Consider the following 21,397-nt stretch of genomic DNA (forward strand, 5'->3'; position numbering starts at 1 on the left):
GCGGAGTGCGGGCCGGGCGGGGCGCGGGGCGGTGTACGGGCCGGCTGTGCGGGGCGTACGGGCCGGGCGCGGGTCAGCCCTTGACCGCGCCCTGCATGATGCCGCCGACGATCTGTCGGCCCAGCAGGCCGAAGACGAGCAGCACGGGCAGCGTGCCGAGCAGCGTGCCCGCCATGATCACGGACTGGTCGTGGACGTAGCCGCCGCCGAGTTGGCGCAGCGCGACCTGGACGGTCGGGTTCTGCGAGGAGAGCGCGATGATCGGCCAGAAGAAGTCGTTCCAGGCGGCCATGAAGGTCAGCAGGCCGAGGACGGCCATGCCGGGCCGGGCGATGGGCACCACGATCGACCAGAAGATCCGCGCGGTGGACGCCCCGTCGACGCGGGCCGCCTCGATCAGTTCGTCCGGCAGCGCCTGCACCAGGAACTGCCGCATGAAGAACACGCCGAACGCCGACACCAGGCCCGGCAGGATCACCGACTGGAGCTGGTTCACCCAGCCCAACTCGGCGACCAGCATGAACAGCGGGATCACCCCGAGCTGCGGCGGGATCATCATCGTGCCGACGGTGACGGTCAGCAGGGCGCCCCGCCCGCGGAAGCGGAGCTTGGCGAAGGCGAAGCCGGCGAGCGTGCAGCACAGCACGGTGCCCACGGTGATGGACCCGGACACGACCAGTGAGTTGAGCAGGGCCGTGCCGATGTCCGCCTCCTCCAGCACCGCCCCGAGATTGTGCAGCAGGTCGGGGCCGGGCAGCAGCGTGGGCGGCACCTGCGCCAGGTCGGCGTTGGACCGGCTGGCGGCGACGATGGTCCAGTAGAAGGGGAAGGCCGAGACGAGGACGGCGACGGTCAGGAGGGCGTACGCGACCTTGCCGCCGTGCAGCGTGCGCCCCGCGCGGGTGGTCATCGACGGGCCTCCTTGCGGGTGCGGCGGCGCGCGAGGAGGGCGTTGGCCCCCACGAGCACCACGATGAGCAGGAACATGACCCAGGCGATGGCCGCGGCCCGGCCCAGGTGGAAGAAGCCCCAGCCCTGCTCGTACATGTACAGGCCGAGCGTCTGGTACTGGTGCGAGATGCCGCCGGAGATCGAGCCCTCGTAGAGCAGCGGCTCACCGAACAGCTGGGTGGCGCCGATCGTCGACACGACGACCGTGAAGACGATGGTGGGCCGCAGCCCCGGCAGGGTGACGTGGAGGAACTGCCGCCACCGGGACGCCCCGTCCATCTCCGCGGCCTCGTACAGCTCGCTGGGGATGGACTGCATGCCGGCCAGGTAGATCAGCGCGTTGTAGCCGGTCCACCGCCAGATCACGATGGTGGAGACCGCGATCTGTGAGGCGACCGTGCCGGTCTGCCAGTCGACCGGGCCGACGCCGACCAGTCCGAGGACGTAGTTGACCAGGCCGAAGTCCCGTCCAAAGAGCTGGGCGAAGACGAGGGTCGCCGCGGCGACGCTGGTGGCGTACGGGAGCAGCATCGCGGTGCGGAAGAAGGTCCGGCCGCGCAGCCGGTAGTTGAGCAGGTGCGCCAGGCCGAGCGCCATGACGAGCTGCGGCACGGTCGACAGCACGCCGATGGTGAAGGTGTTGCGCAGGGAGATCCAGAAGTACTCGTCGGTGAAGATCGCCGCGTAGTTGCCGAGGCCGCGCCACTCCATGTCGCCGGGGGTCTGCAGCTCCACCCGGTAGAGCGAGACGAACGCGGTGTAGAGCAGCGGGAAGAGGCCGAAGGCGGCGAAGAGGGTGAAGAACGGGGCGATGTAGGCGTACGGGGAGACGGTCCGCCACGCCCGCCGCACCGCCGAGGGGCGTGCGGCCCCGGCCGGCGGGGGTGTCGGAGGTGCGGCGGTACCCGCAGGGGCGGTGAGGGTCACGGGGCGGCCCTTCGAAAGGAGCGGTCCTGGAGCGGTCGCGGTCTGAGGAGGAGCGGGGGAGGGCGGCAGGCGCGCAGGCGGTGCGGGCGGGGCGGTCCGGTGGGGGCGCCCCGCCCGCAGGGGGCCGTGGGCCCGCCGGTCCGCCCCGCCGGACGGGCAGCGCCCGACGGGAGCGGGCGCTTCGGCGCCCCTGGAACGTCAGCCCATGACGTTGGCGACGCCCTTGCGCGCGTTCGCCCATGCCTTGTCGGGCGCCGTGCCCTTGCGCTCGACCTCGCTCAGGGCGTTGGTGATCTGGTCGGCGACGTTCTTGTCGTGCACGCCGAGGATCTGCACGGGCGCGGCCTTCGCGGCGTCACCGAAGATCCTGCCGATCGGGGCGCCGGAGAAGTACGGGTCCTTCGCGTCGGCGACCTTCGCGATGGCGCCGGTCGACGAGGGGAAGTTGCCCTGCTTGCGGAAGAGCTTGGCCTGCTGCTCGGGCGCCGTGAGCCACTTGATCAGCTCGTAGGCCTCCTTCTTGTGCGCGGCGGCGCGGGGCACGGTCAGGTAGGAGCCGCCCCAGTTGCCCGCGCCGCCGGGCAGCTTGGCGATGTCCCACTTGCCCTTGCCGGCGTCGCCGGCCTGGCCCTTGATGTAGCCGAGCATCCAGGCGGGGCAGGGGATGGTCGCGAAGGAGCCGGCGGCGAACGCCTGGTTCCACTGCGGCGACCACTGGTCGAGCTTGGCGCTCAGCCCGGCGCCGGCGGCCTCGGTGGCGGCGTCCCAGGCGGCCTTGACGGCCGGGTTCTCCTCGTAGACCAGCTTCCCGGAGGCGTCGTAGTACCGCTCCTCCTCCTGGCCGATCATGATCGTGTAGAGGCTGCCCACGCTGTCGAGCCACGCGCTCCCGCGGGGCGCCTTGGCCTTGTACTGCTTGCCGAGCTCCAGGTACCCGTCCCAGGTGGCCCACCTGCGGGCCAGCTCCTCGCGGTCGGTGGGCAGGCCGGCCTCGGCGAGCAGGTCGGTCCGGTAGCACATGGCCTCGGGGCCCACGTCGGTGCCGAGGCCGAGGACGCGGCCGTCCTTCGTGGTGGCCGCCGACCACTTGGCCTCGGCGAACTGGTCCTTGAGGTCGTTCGCGCCGTACTTGGCCAGGTCCTCGAACCGGTCCGCCTGCTGCTGCGTGACGGACGCGATGCGGCCGACCTCGACGCCCTGCACGTCGGCCAGCCCGCCGCCCCCCGCGAGGCGGGTCTGGAGGGACTTCCAGTAGTCCTGCTCGTCCTCCGTGTCGGTCTGCTTGATCGTCACCCCGGGGTGCAGCTTCTCGTACTCCGCGTACAGCCCGGCCTCCTTGTAGCCGAACGAGCCGAACAGGTCGACGGTCAGCGTGACCTTGCCGCCGGCGGCGTCGGACGCGCCGCCGGACCCGCCGGATCCGCAGGCGGCGAGCAGGGCCCCGGTCAGCGCGACCGCACCGAGTCGGACGGCGGCCCTTCTGGCGGCTCGGGCGATGGGCATGGGAAGCCTCCTTGGCTTCGATCGAGCGGGAAACACCCACCGGAGCGACCACGGGAACCGAGCACAGCGACCGTGAGAGCGCTCTCAAGAAGGTGCAGGGAGCGTGCCCCGGCGGGCCGTCCCCCGTCAAGACTCGAACGCATAACGGCTGTGCTGTGCACCAACTCCGCACCGTGTTCCTTGTATTGACAGCGATGTTTCAGGAGTTTTACGTTCCAGGCACTTGAGAGCGCTCTCGAAGCGTTCTCCCGCCGCCCTCACTCGAGGTGACCCCCATGAGAACCCCCCGCTCAGGCGTCCTCACGCTCGCCGCGGTCCTCGCCGCCGTGGGACTGACCGGCCCGGCCGCCTCCCCGGCGGCCGCCGCCACGGTCCCGGCCGGCGCGGGCAGCTACTCCGACACCCGACCACCCGGCACCTCCGGCCCCACCACCAACACCGGCACCCCCGTCACCCCCAAGCTCACCCCCGCCGCGGCCGGCAAGCCGGTGCCCACCAACGACTGGTGGTCCTCGCTCGCCTTCCAGCGCTACGGCGACAACCCGTACTCCACCCCCATGTACGGCCACCCGCTCACCTACCAGGCCACCGCCGCCGGCCTGGACGTCGGCTACCCGACCACGCCCGCCGTCGTCGGCGACGGCCGCCAGTACGAGTTCGCCCACAAGCGCGACCTCACCCTCGGCCTGACCGGCCTCAACGCCCCCGACACCCGGGCCGACGCCTGGTCGGACTGGACCGTCACCCCGTACTGGTCCGACGGCACGCGCACCCTGCGCACGACCATCGGCCACGGCCTGCCCTTCGTGTACGCCAAGGGCAGCGGCGGCAGCGCCAGCGTCACCACCGCCGCCCCGCCCACGGTCTTCGCCGACCAGGGCAACGTCCTCGGCATCACCGTCAACGGCCACCACTACGGCCTCTTCGCCCCCACCGGCACCGACTGGACGGTCTCGGGCACCTCCCTCACGGCCGGCCTGGGCGGCAAGGACTACTTCTCGCTCGCCGTGCTGCCCTCCACGAGCGCCCTGGCCGCCTACCGCCAGTACGCGTACAGCTTCGTCACCGGCTCCCAGGCCACGTGGAGTTCCGGCGGCGGCACCGTACGCGCCACGTACACGCTCACCACCCAGCCCCAGGAGGGCACGGAGACGGGCACCCTCCAGGCCCTCTACCGCCACCAGTGGCTGCACACCGCCGACCCGCTCACCGCGTACACGTACGTCTCGCCGCGCGGCACCATGAAGGTCCGCGCGTCGCGCACCTTCACCACCAGCCAGCGCGCCGCCGCCGTCCTGCCCGCCCTGCCCCGGGCCTCCGGCACCGACCCGGCCCGGCTGCGCGGCTACCTCAACGAGGTGGTGAACGCCCCCGACCCGTTCTCCGGCGCCACCGACACGTACTGGACCGGCAAGGCCCTCGGCCGGCTCGCCCAACTCGTCCCCGTCGCCGAGCAGATCGGCGAGACGGCCACCCGCGACCGGCTGGTCGGGCTGCTCAAGGGCCGGCTCCAGGAGTGGTTCACGGCCGGCGGGCCGAGCGAGTTCTCCTACGACCGGACGTGGAAGACCCTCACCGGCTACCCGGCCTCCTACGGCAGCGACACCGAGCTGAACGACCACCACTTCCACTACTCGTACTACGTCCACGCCGCGGCGATCGTCGCCCAGTACGACCCCGCCTGGGCCGCCGACCCGGCCTGGGGCACCATGGTGAAGACCCTCGTCCGGGACGCCGCCAACCCCAGCCGCACCGACGCCGCCTTCCCCTTCCTGCGCGGCTTCGACGTGTACGCCGGGCACAGCTGGGCCTCCGGCCACCAGGGCTTCGCCGCCGGCAACAACCAGGAGTCCTCGTCGGAGTCCACCAACCTCAGCGCCGGCCTCGTCCTGTGGGGCGCGGCCACCGGTGACACCGCCCTGCGCGACCTGGGCACCTTCCTGCTGACCACCGAGTCCGAGGCCATCGCCCAGTACTGGTTCGACGCCGACCAGCAGGTCTTCCCGGCCTCCTTCGGCCACGACACGGCCGGCATGGTGTGGGGGAGCGGCGCCGCCTACTCCACCTGGTGGACCGCCAACCCCGAGGAGATCCACGGCATCAACGTCCTGCCCGTGACCGGCGGTTCCCTCCACCTCGCCGCCCGCAAGGACGCCATCCGCCGCAACATCGCCGAGATGGAGCGTGAGAACGGCGGCCCGGCCGTCGAGTGGCGCGACATCCTGTGGGAGTTCCAGTCGCTCGCCGACCCGGCGGCCGCCAAGGCCAAGTGGGACGCGCAGCACGCCGGGTACACCCCGGAACAGGGCGAGTCGAAGGCGCACACCTACCACTGGCTCACCACCCTCGACACCCTCGGCGCGCCGGACACCACGGTGACGGGCGACCTGCCCACCTCGGCCGTCTTCACCAAGGGCACCGTCCGCACCTACGCCGCCCACAACCACGGCTCGACGGCCCGCACCGTCACCTTCTCGGACGGTGCGAAGCTCACCGTCCCGGCCCGCTCCACCGCCACCGGTACGGGCACCGGCGACCCGGGAGACCCGGGGCCGTCCACCGGCAGCACCTTCCAGCTGCGCACCGGCGGCACGCTGACCACGGCGACGGGAGCGGCGGCCGGCGCGGACACGATCGCCTCGGCCGGCGGCGCCAACCACGACGGCACCCCGAACCGGCCGCTCGTGTACGAGGCCCGGGGCGTCAACGGCACCCTGCGGCCCGGCGCCGCGACGGCCTTCCGCCTCCAGGTCGACGCCGGCACCGCCGTCGGCCTCGGACAGCAGGCCCGCGTGAGCTACGACCTCACCGGCGACGGCACCTTCGACCGGACGGAGACGTACCACTACTTCGCGTCGGACCCGGTGGCCGGCTGGGAGGAGTACACCCAGGGGCGCGGCCTGAAGGCGGCGACCGGCACGCTCGGCGACCTCCGGGGCGGCACCGTCCGCCTGGAGGTGTGGCACGCCATCGGCTCGGCCACGGCGCGTCTCCAGACGGGCACGGACCGGTCGGTGCTGGTCGTCCCGTACGCGTAGGACTCACGCCGAGGCCCGGCGGACCAGCTCCGTCGGCGTGATCACCGAGCCCGGGGCGGCGTCCGCCGCCCCGGGCCCACCGTCCTGGTGCAGCGCCCGCATCAGCAGCCGCACCATCAGCCGGCCCATGCCCTCGATGTCCTGGCGGACGGTGGTCAGCGGCGGGTCCGTGGCCACGGCGACGGACTCCATGTCGTCGAAGCCGACCACCGCCACGTCCCCCGGCACCCGCAGGCCCCGCTCGCGCAGCACGCGCAGGGCGCCCGACGCCATCAGGTCGTTGGCCGCGAACACCGCGTCCAGGTCGGGCCGCCGTTCCAGCAGCCCGGCCATCGCCGCGGCACCGCTGCCCTCCGTGAAGTCGCCCTGGGCGACCAGCCCCGGGTCGGCGTCCAGCAGGACGTCCCGGTACCCGGCGAGCCGGTCCGTCGCCGAGGTCTGGTCGCGCGGCCCCGCGATGTGCGCGATCCTCCGGCGCCCCTGGCCGACGAGGTAGCGCACGGCCTCCCGGGCGCCGCCGCGGTTGTCGGCGTCCACGTACGGGACGGCCGGCCCCCCGGTCGCGCCCGGCCATCCGGGGCGGCCGCCGAAGACGGTCGGCACCTGCGCGCGGCGGACGATCGCGGGCAGCTCGTCGTCGTCGTGCACGGAGAACGCGAGCGCCCCGTCGACGTGGCCGCCGCCCAGGTAGCGGGCGATCCGCTCGTAGTCGCCCGCGCTCTCCACCCACAGCAGGACGAGCTGCGAGTCGTGCGCTGTCAGCTCGCGGCTGATGCCGCGCACCTGCTGCTCGAAGAACGGGTCGGAGAAGATCCGGAACTCCGGCTCCGCGATGATCACCGCCACGGCGCCGTTGCGCCGGGTCACCAGCGTCCGCGCCGCGTGGTTGGGGATGTAGCCGAGCTCCTCGACGGCCCGGCGCACCCGCTCCACCAGCGGCTGGCGCACCCCGGCCCCGCCGTTGACGACGCGGGACACCGTCGCCCGGGAGACCCCGGCGCGGGCCGCGACGGCTTCGAGTGTGGGACGGGCCCCAGGGGTCGGATCGGGCACAGCGGACTCCTCGGGGCGGTGCGACGCGGCGTACACCGGTCAGAATATCCGGTGAACAAGGGGGTGAGAGCGCTCTCACCCCCTTGCTCGCCGGGCACGGCGGCCCGCAGGCGCCGGACGGCGGTCGGAGGGGCCGTGGCGGGTCGCCCCCGCAGGGGTCGGCGGCGTCACCGGGGTGCCTTCCGTGGTGCCCGGGGCCGCCGACCCCGAGGAGGTGACCCGCCACGGCCCCGACCCCACCCACCGGCCCCCGGCGCGCCGCAGCGGCAGCCGCAGCCGCCCGCCTCCGCAACACCCACCGCCCCCGGCGCGCCGCAACCGCAGCGGCAGCCGCCCGCCTCCGCAACACCACCGCCTCCCGGCGCGCCGCAGCCGCAGCCGCCCGCCTCCGCAACACCCACCGCCCCGGGCGCTACGCGCCGCGGCGGCCCGTAGCCGCCCCACGCCGCGTCATCCCCCGCGAGGAGTGTCAGTGGCGGTGGTGGCCGTCGTGGACCGGGTGGCCGGTGTCGTGGACGGTGTTGGTCGCGGCGATCTCCTTCCAGGACTTCGGGGGCGCCGCGGGCGCCGGGTCCGCCACGGCCGACGCCGACGACCGCGTGGCCGCCCGGGCGCCGTCGGCGGCGGGAGCCTGCGGCTTGGACGGCTGGTACAGCCAGGTGTCGAAGAGGGTGCCGAGCCGCTCGCCGGAGATCCGCTCCGCGTAGGCGACGAAGTCGGCGACCTCCGCGTTGCCGTAGGCCCGCTCGGTCGGCCAGCCCTTCAGGATCCGGAAGAAGTCCTCGTCACCGATCTCGTTCCGCAGCGCCTGGAGGGCCAGGGCGCCCCGGTCGTAGACGGCGACGTGGAACTGGTCGTCCGGGCCGGGGTCGCCCGGCTTGACCGTCCAGAACGGGTCGTCGGCCGGGCGTGAGGCGTACACCCAGTCCGCCAGCTCCTGCGCGGTGCCCTCGCCCTCCTTCTCCGACCAGAGCCACTGGCTGTACCGGGCGAAGCCCTCGTTGATCCAGATGTCCTTCCACCCCTCGACGGACACGCTGTCGCCGTACCACTGGTGGGCCACCTCGTGGACGACCACCGACACGTTGGACCCGCTCGCGAACTGGCGCGGGCTGTAGAAGGGCCGGGTCTGAGTCTCCAGCGCGTACCCGCTGCGCACGTTGGGGACGTACCCGCCGAGGGCGTTGAACGGGTACGGGCCGAAGACCTCCTCCAGCCACTCCGCGACCTCCGCCGTGCGCTCCAGGCTGGCGCGGGCGGCGCCGGCGTTCGCCCCGAGGTCCTTGCTGTAGGCGTTGAGGACGGGCAGCCCGCCCGCCGTGGTGTCGGTCGTGATGTCGAACCTGCCGACCGCGAGGGTGGCCAGGTAGGTCGCCTGCGGCTTGTCGGAGCGCCAGTTGAAGCGGGTCCAGCCGAGCCGCGAGCTCTGCGACTGGAGGACGCCGTTGCTGATCGCCTGCGTGCCGTCCGGGACGGAGACGGAGACGTCGAAGGTGGCCTTGTCGAGCGGGTGGTCGTTGGACGGGAACCACCACACGGCCGAGTCCGGCTCCTGGGCGGCGACCCCGCCGTCCGGGGTGCGGTGCCAGGCGGTCCACCCGCCGATCTTGACCTCGGACGGCTTCCCGGAGTACCGCACGACGACCGAAACCGGTCGGTCCTTCGGCAGCGGCGAGGCCGGGGTGATCTCCAGTTCCTGCTCGCCCGCCCTGCGGAACTCCGCCTTCCGGCCGTTGACCCGCACCTCGTGCGTCGTCAGGCCGAGGTCGAGGTTGAAGCGCGACAGGTTCTGCGTCGGGGTGGCGATCAGGGTCGCCGTCCCCTCCAGCAGGTCCGTCGCCGGCTGGTACTTGAGCCGCAGGTCGTAGTGGCCGACGTCGTATCCGCCGTTGCCGCTGACCGGGTAGTAGGGGTCGCCGATGCCCGGTGCCCCCGGCTGGAAGTTCGCGGCCGACGCCGGGATCGCCAGCATCAGGGAGGCCGCGATCGCGCCCGGGACGATCAGTCTGCGGTGCACGTAAGACCCTCCAAGTCGTAGAACGAACTGATGATCTGAACGTTATTCAGCTAGCCCGTCGCAGTCATGTCCATGGCCCCCGCCGTCACACGATCGCCATCCGGCCGACATGAGCCCCCCGCACCCGCTGTGTCCCCTTGGTCGCCGAACGCCCCCTATCGCCGTCTTCTGTGCGGGAGTTCGACGGCAGTACCGTCCGCCCATGCCGATACGCACGCGGAGATCCCTCCCCAACGCCCTCGGCCCCGCCGCCCGAACGGGCGGGACCCCCACACCCCGAGGGGCGCTCGCGGCGGCCGTCGCGGCCGCCCTCGCCGCCGTCCTCCTCCCGGCCGCCGGCGCCCACGGCGCCCCGCCCCCGCGCCCCACCGAGTCCCGGCCCGTCCACTCCTACGCCGACGCCGTCCGCGAGTCCGTCTGGGTGGACACCGGCCTCGACGGCGACGGCGACGGCCGGACCGACCGGGTGGCCGCCGACGTCGTCCGGCCGCGCGCGACCGCGCACGGGCTGCGCGTCCCCGCCATCATGGACGCCAGCCCGTACTACTCCTGCTGCGGCCGCGGCAACGAGAGCCAGAAGAAGACGTACGACGCGAACGGCGCCCCCGTCCTCCTCCCGCTCCACTACGACAACTACTTCGTGCCGCGCGGCTACGCCTACGTCGCCGTCGACCTCGCCGGGACCAACCGCTCCGACGGCTGCGTCGACGTCGGTGGCCGCTCCGACGTCCTCTCCGCGAAGGCCGTCGTCGACTGGCTCGGCGGGCGCGCCCGCGCCTACACCACCCGCACCGGTACGACCCGCGCCCACGCCACGAACTGGTCGACCGGCACCACCGGCATGATCGGCAAGAGCTGGGACGGCACGATCGCCAACGGCGTCGCCGCCACCGGCGTCCGCGGCCTGCGGACCATCGTGCCGATCGGTGCCATCTCCTCCTGGTACGACTACTACTTCAGCCAGGGCGCCCCCCTCCACGGCTCCGGCCCCGACCGCCTGGCGCACCACGTCGACAGCCCGGAGGCACGCGGGCGCTGCCAGGCGGTCCAGCGCCGCCTCGTCGAGGGCGCCCCCCGCTCCGGCGACCGGACCCCGCTGTGGGCCGAACGCGACCACGTCCCCGACGCCTCCCGCGTACGGGCCAGCGTCCTCGCCGTCCACGGCCTCCAGGACCTCAACGTCCGCAGCGGCCACCTCGGCCGGTGGTGGGACGCCCTCGCCGCGCACGGCGTCGAACGGCGGATCTGGCTCTCCGGGACGGGCCACGTCGACCCCTTCGACTTCCGCCGCGCCGCGTGGGTCCGCACCCTGCACCGGTGGTTCGACCACTATCTCCTCGGATACGACAACGGCGTCGAGCGCGAGCCCATGGCCGACGTCGAACGCGCCCCGGACCGGTGGACCACCGACCGCGCCTGGCCGCCGGCCGCCACCGCCCCCGCCACCCTGCGCCCCGCACCCGGCCCCGCCCCCGGGCCCGGCACCCTCGGGCTCCGCCCGGCGCCGGCCGGCGCGACGGCGACGTTCACCGACGACCCGTCGCTCGGCGAACTGGACTGGGCCGCCCGGATCGACACCGCCACACCCGCGAAGGCCGCCTTCACCACCGGCCCCCTCACCCGGGACCTGCGCCTGGCCGGCTCGCCCACCGTCACCGTCACCGCCACGCCCGACACCACCAGCGCCCACCTGACGGCCGTCCTCGTCGACGTCGGGCCGGCCACCATCCGCGACTACACGGCGCCCGGCGAGGGGATCACCACCCTCGCCCACCGCACCTGTTGGGGAGCGAGCACCCCCGGCGACAGCGCCTGCTTCAGGGAGACCGCGGCGAGGACGGCGGACGTCGACTTCACCGTCGTCAGCCGCGGCTGGGCCGACCTCGGCACCTGGGCCGACCCGGACCGGGGACGCCCCCTCACCCCGGGCGCCGCCCACACCCTCACCCTCGACCTGCACCTGACCGACCACGTCGTCCCCGCCGGGCACCGGCTCGCGCTGATCGTCGCCGGGACGGACGAGGGACTCGTCGAGGCGCCGCCGTCCCGGCCGACCCTCACCCTCGACCTGACCCGCACCAGTGCCCGCGTCCCCGTCGTCGGCGGCCCGCCGGCCTTCGCCCGCGCCACCCGCCCGACCCCGCCCGGCGCTGCCACGGCCCCGAGCAACGGCGCGGACACCACCCCGCACGCAGGCGCGGACACCGCCCCGCCCGCCGGCGCGGACACCGCCCCGCACGCCGGGGTGGTCGCCCCGCCCGCCGGAGAGGCCGTTCCCCGCACCGGAGTGGCCGCGCCGCTGCCGCCCCGGACCCGCCCCCTCCTCCCGGGAGGAGCCCGATGACCCCGCGCCGGCGCGCCCTCGCCGCCCTCGCCGCCTGTACGAGCGCCCTCGTCCTGCCGCTGACCGCGCTCGGCCCCGCGCAGGCCACTCCGGCCGCCCCGCCGCCCCGCACCGGCTTCGAGACCAGCGGCGGCGCCCGCTGGACCACCCTCGACGAGGAGGAGCGCTTCCTCACCGCCGTCGACCGCGGCAGCGACCGGGCCGCGCTGACCGCCCTCGGCACCACCCGCCAGGGCCGCCCGCTCCGGCTCGTTCGGGTCACCGCCTCTCCCGCCGCGCCCACCACCGTCCTCCTCGTGTGCGGCCAGCACGGCGACGAGCCGTCGGGCCGCGAGGCGTGCCTCACCACCGTCCGCGACCTGGCCCACGCCCGGGACGCGCGGACCCGCGACTTCCTCGCCCGCACCACCGTCCTCGTCGTCCCCACCGCCAACCCCGACGGCCGCGCCGCCGGCACCCGCCACAACGCCGACGACGTCGACGTCAACCGCGACCACCTCGCCCTGCGCACCGCGGAGGCCCGCGCCCTCGCCCGCGTCCTGCGGGACCACCGCCCCCACGTGGTCGTCGACCTCCACGAGTACGGCTCGACCCCGCCGTACTACGTCAAGGACCTGCTGTCCCTGTGGCCCCGCAACCCCAACACCCGCGGCGGCGTCCACGAGGAGGCGCACACCCTCTCCGAGCGGTACGTCCGCCCGGCCGCCGCCCGCGCGGGCTTCACCACCGGCGTCTACGGCATCTGGACCGACCCGGTCACCGGTGAGCCGGTCCGCCAGGTCGCGGGCGACGGCCAGGAGCGCATCCTGCGCAACACCACCGGCGTCAAGCACACCGTCGGCCTCCTCGTCGAGACGCGCGTCGAACCCCTGCCACCCGCCGGGGGGAACGGTCCCGCGCCCGACAACCGGCGCCGCGTCGACAGCCAGCTCGCCGCGGTGGACGGGGCGTTCGCCTACGTCACCCAGCGGCGCGCCCGGATCGCCGGGGCCACCGCGACGGCCCGCCTCGCCGGGCTCGCCGACCACGGCCCGGTCCTGCTCGGCGGCGCCGACAACGACCCGCCCGAGCCGACCGAGGTGCTCGCCGACCCGCCCTGCGCCTACCGGCTGGACGCCGCCCAGTACGCCGAGTGGGGCGACGAACTGGCCCTGCACGGCATCCGGTCGTCACCCGACGGCGACGGGGGCCGCCTGGTACCGCTGCGGCAGTCGCTGCGCGCGTTGGTGCCGCTGCTGCTCGACGCCCGCGCCGCGTACCACGTCACGGCCGCACGGCCGGTACCGCGCTGCCCCTGACCCCGCCGGCCCCGCCGGCCGACCGGGACCGCCGGGGACGGCCGGGCACCGCCCGGCCCGGCACCGCCCGCCGGTGTCCGGCGCCGACCCGCCGGCCCCGGCACCGCCCGCCGCCCGCCGACCCGGGGACGGCCGACCCGGGGCACGGCCGGGTCGGGGCACGGCCGGTTCGGCGCTCGGCGCGCGGTCCGGCCGTGCCCGGGTCGGGCGGCCTGTCCTAGGATCGGCCTCCTGATGACTGCCACCCTCGTCGCCAAGAACCTCGCCGCCGGACACGCGGAGCGCTCGCTCTTCACCGGCCTCGACCTCGTCGTCGCCCCCGGCGACGTCATCGGACTCGTCGGTGTCAACGGCGCCGGCAAGTCCACCCTGCTCCGGCTCCTCGCCGGGCTGGACGCGCCCGAGGACGGCGGGGTCCACCTCTCGCCCCGCACCGCGGCCGTCGGCCACCTCCCCCAGGAGCCGGACCGCCGCCCCGGTGAGACCGTCCGCGCCTTCCTCGCCCGGCGCACCGGCGTGGCCGCCGCCCAGGAGGCGATGGACACCGCGACGCAGGGCCTGGTCGAAGGGGCGCCGGGGGCCGACGACGCGTACTCCGCCGCCCTGGAACGCTGGCTCGCCCTCGGCGGCGCCGACCTCGACGACCGGGCCGAGGAGACCGCCGCGGCCCTCGGCCTGACCGTCGGCCTCGACCAGCCGATGACCGCGCTCTCCGGCGGCCAGGCGGCCCGCGCCGGCCTCGCCTCGCTGCTGCTCTCCCGCTACGACGTGTTCCTGCTGGACGAGCCGACCAACGACCTCGACCTCGACGGCCTGGAGCGGCTGGAGGGCTTCGTGCGCGGCCTGCGCGCCGGGACGGTGGTCGTCAGCCACGACCGCGAGTTCCTCGCCAGGACCGTCACCAAGGTCCTCGAACTGGACCTGGCACAGGGCCGCACCGCCCTCTACGGCGGCGGCTACGAGGCGTACCTGGAGGAGCGCGACACGGCCCGGCGGCACGCCCGCGAGGAGTACGACGAGTACGCCGACAAGCGCGCCGCGCTGGAGGGACGCGCCCAGATGCAGCGCTCCTGGATGGACAAGGGCGTGAAGAACGCCCGCCGCAAGGCCGGGGACAACGACAAGCTGGGCCGCAAGTTCCGCAGCGAGGCGAGCGAGAAGCAGGCCGCCAAGGCCCGCCAGACCCAGCGCATGATCGAACGCCTGGAGACGGTGGACGAGCCGCGCAAGGAGTGGGAGCTGCGCATGGAGATCGCCGCGGCCCCGCGCTCGGGCGCCGTCGTGGCGTCCCTGCGCGACGCGGAGGTGCGGCGCGGCGACTTCGCGTTCGGACCCGTGACACTCCAGGTCGACTGGGCCGACCGGATCGCCGTCACGGGCGCCAACGGCGCGGGCAAGTCGACGCTCCTCGCCGCGCTCCTCGGACGCCTCCCGCTGGACGCCGGCCACGCCACCCTGGGCTCCGGCGTCCTCGTCGGCGAGGTCGACCAGGCGCGCCGGCTCTTCCACGGCGAGGAGATGCTGCTGGACGCCTTCTGCGCCGCCGTGCCCGACACCGAACCGGCCGAGGTGCGCACGCTCCTGGCCAAGTTCGGGCTGAAGGCCGCCCACGTGCTCCGTCCGGCGACGACGCTCTCCCCGGGCGAGCGCACCCGCGCGGCCCTCGCGCTGCTCCAGGGCCGGGGTGTGAACCTGCTCGTGCTGGACGAGCCGACCAACCACCTCGACCTGCCCGCGATCGAGCAGCTGGAGTCGGCCCTCGACGACTTCTCCGGCACGCTGCTGCTGGTGACGCACGACCGCCGGATGCTGGACGCCGTCCACGTCACCCGCCGCGTCGAGGTCGCCGACGGGAAGGTCACCGAGCTGTGACCCCGCCCGCCGAGCTGTGACCCCGCCCGCCGACCTGTGACCCCGCCCGCCGGCCGGCTCACGGCCGCCCCGGTCTGACCGCGCCGCCCACGGGGGCCCGGCCCGCGCGGGCCGGGGGCGCTCCTACGGGCGGTCCTCGGGCTCCTCGTACGTGTCGAAGGAGTCACGCGCCGCCTCGTCGGTCGCGGCGCGGTCGGCCGGGTCGTGCTCGCGGCGGCCCTTCGCGCCCCCGGGCTCGGCGGGGTCGTCCCCGCGCGCCCGCCGCCGCTCCTCCTCGCGGTGTTTCCTGACCTGCTCCGGCTTGTCCCCGATCTGGTTCATGACCGCCTCCGTCCGCGCCGCCGCGCGGTGCGGCGACGCGGCCAGACTCACACGCCCCGCCCGCCCCCGCACCTCGGCCGGTAGCCGGCCGGGGGGACGCGGGGGAGACCTCCGCCCGCCCGGTCCGGGCGACCCGGGGGCCGCGCCGCCCGCCGGGCGGACGGCGCTACTTCCCGGGCCGGCCCTTCCCCCCGCCGTCGAGCAGGCCCGCCTTGCGGAGCGCGTCGGCCATCGCGCCGTTGCCGGGCGGCACGGTCCGCCGGTCGCCGCCCCGCTCGCCGCCCCGGCCCCCGCCGCGGTCCGCGCGCTCACCGCCGCGTTCACCGCCACCGCCACCGCCACCACCGCCGCGCCGCTCCTGGCCGGCCGCGGCGGCGCCCTGGCGCTGCCGCGGCGGGCGGGGGCCGCGCTCGCGGCGCGGGCCGCCGGACGGCCGGTCAGCCGCGGCCTCGTCGTCGAGGCGCAGCGTGAGCGAGATCCGCTTGCGCGCCGCGTCGACCTCCAGCACCTTCACCTTCACCACGTCACCGGGCTTCACCACGTCGCGCGGGTCCTTGACGAAGGTGCGCGACATCGCCGACACGTGGACCAGGCCGTCCTGGTGGACGCCGACGTCCACGAACGCGCCGAACGCCGCCACGTTCGTCACGACGCCCTCCAGCACCATCCCCGGCGCCAGGTCGCCGATCTTCTCGACGCCCTCCTTGAACGTGGCCGTCCGGAACGCCGGCCGCGGGTCGCGCCCCGGCTTCTCCAGCTCCCGCAGGATGTCGGTCACCGTGGGCAGGCCGAACGTCCCGTCCACGAAGTCGTCGGCGCGCAGCGACCGCAGCACCCCGGTGTTGCCGATCAGCGAGGCGACCTCCCCGCCGGTCGTCTTCACCATCCGCCGGACCACCGGGTACGCCTCCGGGTGCACGGCCGACGCGTCCAGCGGGTCGTCGCCGTCGCGGATCCGCAGGAAGCCCGCGCACTGCTCGTACGCCTTCGGGCCGAGCCGCGGCACGTCCTTCAGAGCCCGCCGCGAGCGGAACGGGCCGTTCGCGTCCCGGTGCGCCACGATGTTCTCCGCGAGGCCCGCGCTGATGCCCGAGACGCGCGACAGGAGCGGCGCGGACGCCGTGTTCACGTCCACGCCGACGCCGTTCACGCAGTCCTCCACGACCGCGTCCAGCGAGCGCGACAGCTTCACCTCGGACAGGTCGTGCTGGTACTGGCCGACGCCGATCGACTTGGGGTCGATCTTCACCAGCTCGGCCAGCGGGTCCTGGAGCCGCCGCGCGATGGACACCGCGCCGCGCAGCGACACGTCGAGTCCGGGCAGTTCCCGGGAGGCGAACGCCGACGCCGAGTACACGGAGGCGCCGGCCTCCGAGACCATCACCTTGGTGAGCCCCAGCTCGGGATGGCGGGCGAGGAGGTCCGCGGCGAGCCGGTCCGTCTCGCGGGAGGCGGTGCCGTTGCCGATGGCGACGAGTTCGACGGCGTGCCGCTCCGCCAGCCGCGCCAGCTTCGCCAGCGACTCGTCCCACTGGTTGCGCGGGACGTGCGGGTGGACGGTGTCGGTGGCGACGACCTTGCCCGTCGCGTCGACGACGGCGACCTTCACGCCCGTGCGGAAGCCGGGGTCGAGGCCGAGTGTGGCCCGGGTCCCGGCGGGGGCGGCCAGCAGCAGGTCGCGCAGGTTCGCGGCGAAGACCCGCACGGCCTCGTCCTCCGCCGCCGTGCGCAGCCGCAGCCGCAGGTCGATGCCGAGGTGGACGAGGATGCGGGTGCGCCACGCCCAGCGGACCGTGTCGGCGAGCCACTTGTCGCCCGGCCGGCCCCGGTCGGCGACACCGAACCGCCTGGCCACCGTCCCCTCGTACGTGGAGGGGCCGTCCCGCGGCTCCTCCGGCTCCAGGACCAGGTCCAGCACCTCCTCCTTCTCGCCGCGCAGCATCGCCAGCACGCGGTGCGAGGGAAGCTCGGTGAACGGCTCCGAGAAGTCGAAGTAGTCGGCGAACTTCGCCCCCGCCTCCTCCTTGCCCTCCCGTACCCGCGCCACCAGGCGGCCGCGCGTCCACATCCGCTCGCGCAGCTCGCCGATGAGGTCGGGGTCCTCCGAGAACCGCTCGGTCAGGATGGCGCGGGCGCCCTCCAGCGCGGCGGCCGGGTCGGCGACGCCCCGGTCGGCATCGACGTAGGCGGCGGCAGCGGCGAGCGGCTCCACCGACGGGTCGTCCAGCAGCCCGTCGGCCAGCGGCTCCAGCCCCGCCTCGCGGGCGATCTGCGCCTTCGTGCGCCGCTTGGGCTTGAAGGGCAGGTAGATGTCCTCCAGGCGGGCCTTGGTGTCGGCCTCGCGGATGCGGGCCTCCAGCTCCGGCGTCAGCTTGCCCTGCTCGCGTACGGAGTCGAGGACCGCGCCGCGGCGGTCCTCCAGCTCCCGCAGGTAGCGCAGCCGCTCCTCCAGGGTGCGCAGCTGCGCGTCGTCGAGCGTCCCGGTCGCCTCCTTGCGGTACCGGGCGATGAACGGCACGGTCGATCCGCCGTCCAGCAGCTCGACGGCCGCCTTGACCTGCCGTACCCGTACGCCGAGCTCCTCGGCGATCCTGCCTTCGATGGACGTCGTCACGGTTGTCCCGACCCGCCTTCTCGTGCCTCGGTTGCGCTCGCATTCTGCCTGTCCAGGGCGGGACGTGTCGCGTCCGGCCCCGCCCCCCGGCGCGCCCGCCGTGCGACGGGCCGTGTGCGGCGGGCGGACGGACGGGGGAGGGGAGGGGGCGGGAGGCGAGGGGAGCGGCGGGGTCAGTTCCGGCCGGTGAGGTGGGAGGGGAAGGCGCCCGCCGCGGCCGCCGCCCCGAGGAATCCCTTGGCCAGTTCGGTGAGCCGGGCGACGCCCTCGGCGCCCAGGTGCTCGTAGGGGGCCGTGTCGAGCCGGTCCGTGTGGGCCTCGACCTCCTCGCGGAGGGCGGCCCCCGCCTCCGTCAGCCCGCCTTCCGCGTCCAGCAGGCCGCGGCCGCGCAGCCGCTCGACCGCGGCGTCCCAGTCGGCCTGCTCCCAGCCGCGGCTGGCGAGCACCCACCGCGGGGAGACGCCCGTACCGGTCGCTGTGTGGCTCACCACGGCCTCCAGCGGGTCGAGGTCCGCGCCGAGCAGCGCCGCCAGGTGCGCGTCGCCGCGGTGCTCCCGCAGCAGCGTCGCGGCGTGCCAGAACGCGAGGTGCGGAGCCTTCGGCACCGGGAGGTCGGCGTGTGCGGCGTACAGCGGCCGGCCGTGCCGGGTGCACGCTTCGGCGGCCCGCAGCGCCAGCCGCGCCGCCTCCGCCATGCGGTCCGACGCGGCCTCGTCGCCGAGCAGCCGGCGTACGGTCGCGTCGGCCGCCCGCAGCCGCGCGTCCAGGACGTCGGCGGGGGACGCGGTGTCCCACACGGCGGGCAGGTGCCGGGCGACGAGGGCGTGGTTGAAGTTGTAGAAGGTGCCGGCGACCACCCCGGGCCCGACGGCGCCCATGGCGGCGGCCCGGCCCGCGAAGTAGGCGGCGTGCGGGTCGGCCACGCCCACGCCCGCCAGCTCGGTGGCGAACTCGGGGGAGAAGTAGACGGTCGAGTGGAGCAGGTTCACCGGGTGGTGGCAGCGGCGCACGGCCCGGGGCGGAAGAGTCGTCGTCATGGGCACACGTTACCGACTGGTCGGTACGTGGTGTAGGGGGTGGCCTGACCGCTCGGGGTGCCGCGCCCGGCGCCCTGGGCGTGCCCGCGATGGATCGGTCCGCGGATCTGACGTGTCGGTCCGGTTGGTGATCGGTGTTGCGACGGCGGACCGGATCGAGCCGTTGCGGCGGATCCGGTCCGCGGCCGGCGGCGGGCCGGCCGTCGCCGCGCTGCCCGACCCGTCAGCCCGGACGTGCCGCACCAGCTCGCCCTGGCGCGACCTGCCGACGAGCCCGGCTCCTTCCAGGCCGCCGACGAACGGCGGGCGTGCCGGCGAGGCCGCGGTCGCCCGGCGCGTGGATCACACGGGAGGCAGGCGGTATGCGGCGCAGGCAGCCGGAAGGCGCAGTCCCGACACCCGCAACTGGGTCACCCGCGTGTGGAAGGCCGCCGCACGCATCAGATGGTCCGCGATGGAGACGGCCCGGCGCCGGTCGGGCAGAGCGAGGGCGGTGCCCGCCGTCCAGCCGTTGAAGGCCCCCATCGCCGGCCCGCACCAGATCTGCCAGTCATCCCGGCGCTCCTCGGCACCGGAGATCGCCCAGCGGCTGGCCATGGCGAGGTACCAGCGGAAGACCATGGCCATACGGAATTTGGGGTCCTGCTCGGCCCGGCGATGCCAGTCCGGCTGGTGGGCGAGCAGGTAGTCCGCGGTCTCTCGCCAGGCCGTGGCCAGCGGGCGTCTCAGGATCCGTTCCTCGATGTCGCGGCGTTCCCGGGCCGGGAGCTCGTCCAGGCCGGCGTGCTCCCGGTAGAGGCGGTACAGCCGTGCGGCGGTGCCGGGGAACCGGGTCCCCCGGCTGAGGACCTGCACGGTGCCGCCCTGCTCGAACAAGTCGGCGGCCGGAGCCATGGCGTAGTCGGTGAGCCCCGCCTGCGCCAGCAGACGTTTGACGCCGGGGGACGTGCCCGCCTCGGTCGCGCTCTGGTTGACCGACCCGGTGACGACGTAACAGGCTCCCAGGGCGAAGGCGGCCGTGATCGCCTCGGGAGTCGCGATCCCTCCGGCCGCGCCGATCCCGATCCGGCCGGCGGAGGGGTGTTCACGGGCCACCCGGTCACGGAGCCGCAGGATGGCGGGGAGGGCGACGACAAGTGGGCGGCGGTCGGTATGGCCGCCGGAGTCGGCCTCGACGGTGATGTCGTCGGCCATCGGAAAATGCCGGGCGAGATCGGCCTGCGCTTGCGTCACCTCGCCCCGGGCCACCAGCTCCGCAACGAGAGCCTCCGGGGCCGGCCGCATGAACAGCTCCGCGACTTCCTGGCGGGAGACCTTCGCCACGACGCGGTGGTCGGCGCGTACCCCGCCGACGGAGTCGGACCGGAGTCCGGCCAGCCGGTAGCGGACCAGGTCCGGGGTCAGCCGGACGAACGCGGAAGCCTCCAGGCAGGGCACCCGGTGCCGCAGACACGCGTCGACGCAGGCGCGTTCCTGCTCCGGGGAGAGGGGATGGTGGATCAGGTTGCAGGCGTACGGCGTCCCGGTGTCGCCGAGCGAGCGTGCCAGCCGCGCCAGCGCCTGGTCCACGCGGTCCTCCGGTAGACCCGCGGCGCCGAACGAGGCGAGGTAACCGGCCCCGGCCAGGCGCAGTACCAACTCCTCGGAGGCGATGCCCCCGGCCATCGCCCCGGCCATGTACGCGTATCGCAGACCGTGCCGGGCCCGGAAATCCGATGAGCCGAGCCGCTCGGGCGGCTGCGGGGCCGCGACCGCGAGGAGCGTGGCCCCGCTCCCCGGCCCTGGTGGGTGAGGCGTCACACCGACCCGGCCCCCACCGCCGACGACGTAGCACGGGCGGTCGAGATCGGCGAGGACGCCGTACACACCGTCGGCCTCGTAGTGGACACCGGTACGGTCACCGTCCTGCCGGACGGTCGTCGGCGTGGTCATCGCGTCTCCCCGGCCGGCCGTCGTGACGCCGCTGGCAGGCCGTCGGGTTCGGATCGCCCGGGATCGGGCGCGACACCGGTGGGCCCGGCCGCGGCGACCGTCGCCGGCAGACCGGACCCGTCCCGCGGCGCGCCAGGCCCGTGGTCGTGCCGTGTGCCGGGCTGGGAGCCGGGCGTGCGGGCCCGCCTGATCAGCCACGCGCCGATGGCCTGGTGCGCGGTGAGGACCTCACCGTGCGCGCGCTGGACCTGCTCCGCCAGGCGCAGGGCGAGGGCGGCCGCCCCCGCCTCGGCGTCGCAGCCGGCTCCGGTCCGCGGCGCCGCAGGTACGGGAAGCCGGTGGGCGGCCGCCTCGGACACCATCGGGGCGCTCGGAGCGGGCCCGGTCGGGACGGCTTCGATCCCCGGGGCGCCGGGCGCGGACGGCGCGGTGCCGGGCGCGGGCATCGGCAGGACCATCGGCGGACCCTCGAAGATCAGCTCTTCCACGG

14 protein-coding genes are annotated in these 21,397 nt (G+C 74.9%); 4 read left to right on the forward strand and 10 right to left on the reverse strand.

The features are described from left to right. Positions 1-73: 73 nt before the first annotated feature. From LPA54_RS04245 to LPA54_RS04265, 3 genes are all read right to left on the reverse strand, one after another. Complete coding sequence (locus LPA54_RS04245; RefSeq protein WP_228973831.1) at positions 74-910, reverse strand: carbohydrate ABC transporter permease; 837 nt, start codon at positions 908-910, stop codon at positions 74-76. Further along, a complete protein-coding gene (locus LPA54_RS04250; RefSeq protein WP_228973947.1) occupies positions 907-1,803 on the reverse strand; it encodes a carbohydrate ABC transporter permease in 897 nt (298 codons plus the stop codon). Before LPA54_RS04250 ends, LPA54_RS04245 begins: the two co-directional genes overlap by 4 nt. A 273-nt stretch (positions 1,804-2,076) precedes the next feature. Further along, complete coding sequence (locus tag LPA54_RS04265) at positions 2,077-3,381, reverse strand: extracellular solute-binding protein (RefSeq protein ID WP_228973833.1); 1,305 nt, start codon at positions 3,379-3,381, stop codon at positions 2,077-2,079. A 275-nt stretch (positions 3,382-3,656) separates the two neighbouring features. Between LPA54_RS04265 and LPA54_RS04270 the strand changes: the two genes are divergently transcribed. After that, complete coding sequence (locus LPA54_RS04270) at positions 3,657-6,419, forward strand: glycosyl hydrolase (RefSeq protein WP_228973836.1); 2,763 nt, start codon at positions 3,657-3,659, stop codon at positions 6,417-6,419. Between the two features lie 3 nt (positions 6,420-6,422). Here LPA54_RS04270 and LPA54_RS04275 read toward each other — a convergent pair whose 3' ends face one another. Both LPA54_RS04275 and LPA54_RS04280 read right to left on the reverse strand, forming a co-directional pair. After that, positions 6,423-7,472 (reverse strand): LacI family DNA-binding transcriptional regulator, encoded by a 1,050-nt coding sequence (locus tag LPA54_RS04275; RefSeq protein ID WP_228973838.1) that lies wholly within the window; start codon positions 7,470-7,472, stop codon positions 6,423-6,425. A 469-nt stretch (positions 7,473-7,941) separates the two neighbouring features. Then, a complete protein-coding gene (locus LPA54_RS04280) occupies positions 7,942-9,489 on the reverse strand; it encodes a M1 family metallopeptidase (RefSeq protein ID WP_228973839.1) in 1,548 nt (515 codons plus the stop codon). Positions 9,490-9,691: 202 nt separating this feature from the next. Here LPA54_RS04280 and LPA54_RS04285 point away from each other — a divergent pair, with 202 nt between their 5' ends. From LPA54_RS04285 to LPA54_RS04295, 3 genes are all read left to right on the forward strand, one after another. Next, complete coding sequence (locus tag LPA54_RS04285) at positions 9,692-11,833, forward strand: Xaa-Pro dipeptidyl-peptidase (RefSeq protein WP_228973841.1); 2,142 nt, start codon at positions 9,692-9,694, stop codon at positions 11,831-11,833. Beyond that, on the forward strand, positions 11,830-13,131 hold the full coding sequence (locus LPA54_RS04290) for a M14 family metallocarboxypeptidase (RefSeq protein ID WP_228973843.1): 1,302 nt from the start codon (positions 11,830-11,832) through the stop codon (positions 13,129-13,131). The genes LPA54_RS04285 and LPA54_RS04290 overlap by 4 nt, the downstream gene beginning before the upstream one ends. A 234-nt stretch (positions 13,132-13,365) precedes the next feature. Next, on the forward strand, positions 13,366-15,003 hold the full coding sequence (locus LPA54_RS04295) for an ABC-F family ATP-binding cassette domain-containing protein (RefSeq protein WP_228973845.1): 1,638 nt from the start codon (positions 13,366-13,368) through the stop codon (positions 15,001-15,003). 123 nt (positions 15,004-15,126) lie between these two features. Here the strand turns inward: LPA54_RS04295 and LPA54_RS04300 are convergent, their stop codons facing one another. The 5 genes from LPA54_RS04300 to LPA54_RS04320 form a co-directional block, all read right to left on the reverse strand. After that, positions 15,127-15,324: a hypothetical protein gene (locus tag LPA54_RS04300; protein ID WP_228973847.1), complete on the reverse strand. Its 198-nt coding sequence runs from the start codon at positions 15,322-15,324 to the stop codon at positions 15,127-15,129. A 166-nt stretch (positions 15,325-15,490) separates the two neighbouring features. Next, on the reverse strand, positions 15,491-17,938 hold the full coding sequence (locus tag LPA54_RS04305; RefSeq protein ID WP_228973849.1) for a Tex family protein: 2,448 nt from the start codon (positions 17,936-17,938) through the stop codon (positions 15,491-15,493). 173 nt (positions 17,939-18,111) lie between these two features. Further along, positions 18,112-18,975 carry a hypothetical protein gene (locus LPA54_RS04310; protein ID WP_228973851.1) on the reverse strand — a complete coding sequence of 288 codons (864 nt, stop codon included), beginning with the start codon at positions 18,973-18,975 and terminating at the stop codon, positions 18,112-18,114. Positions 18,976-19,317: 342 nt separating this feature from the next. Next, positions 19,318-20,907, reverse strand: a complete 1,590-nt coding sequence (locus LPA54_RS04315) for a PfaD family polyunsaturated fatty acid/polyketide biosynthesis protein (protein WP_228973854.1) — start codon at positions 20,905-20,907, stop codon at positions 19,318-19,320. Then, on the reverse strand, positions 20,904-21,395 hold the full coding sequence (locus tag LPA54_RS04320) for a hypothetical protein (RefSeq protein WP_228973855.1): 492 nt from the start codon (positions 21,393-21,395) through the stop codon (positions 20,904-20,906). The genes LPA54_RS04315 and LPA54_RS04320 overlap by 4 nt, the downstream gene beginning before the upstream one ends. Positions 21,396-21,397: the final 2 nt, after the last annotated feature.

It is taken from the genome of Streptomyces sp. DH12 (genome assembly GCF_020873895.1).
GTDB lineage: Bacteria > Actinomycetota > Actinomycetes > Streptomycetales > Streptomycetaceae > Streptomyces.

What these genes read in the sequence shown, in the direction of transcription:
- LPA54_RS04245 (WP_228973831.1), bottom strand. Translation starts at nt 910, where the DNA reads ATGACCACCCGCGCGGGGCGCACGCTGCACGGCGGCAAGGTCGCGTAC.
- LPA54_RS04300 (WP_228973847.1), bottom strand. Translation starts at nt 15,324, where the DNA reads ATGAACCAGATCGGGGACAAGCCGGAGCAGGTCAGGAAACACCGCGAG.
- LPA54_RS04310 (WP_228973851.1), bottom strand. Translation starts at nt 18,975, where the DNA reads ATGACGACGACTCTTCCGCCCCGGGCCGTGCGCCGCTGCCACCACCCG.
- LPA54_RS04285 (WP_228973841.1), top strand. Translation starts at nt 9,692, where the DNA reads ATGCCGATACGCACGCGGAGATCCCTCCCCAACGCCCTCGGCCCCGCC.
- LPA54_RS04265 (WP_228973833.1), bottom strand. Translation starts at nt 3,381, where the DNA reads ATGCCCATCGCCCGAGCCGCCAGAAGGGCCGCCGTCCGACTCGGTGCG.
- LPA54_RS04290 (WP_228973843.1), top strand. Translation starts at nt 11,830, where the DNA reads ATGACCCCGCGCCGGCGCGCCCTCGCCGCCCTCGCCGCCTGTACGAGC.
- LPA54_RS04315 (WP_228973854.1), bottom strand. Translation starts at nt 20,907, where the DNA reads ATGACCACGCCGACGACCGTCCGGCAGGACGGTGACCGTACCGGTGTC.
- LPA54_RS04295 (WP_228973845.1), top strand. Translation starts at nt 13,366, where the DNA reads ATGACTGCCACCCTCGTCGCCAAGAACCTCGCCGCCGGACACGCGGAG.
- LPA54_RS04270 (WP_228973836.1), top strand. Translation starts at nt 3,657, where the DNA reads ATGAGAACCCCCCGCTCAGGCGTCCTCACGCTCGCCGCGGTCCTCGCC.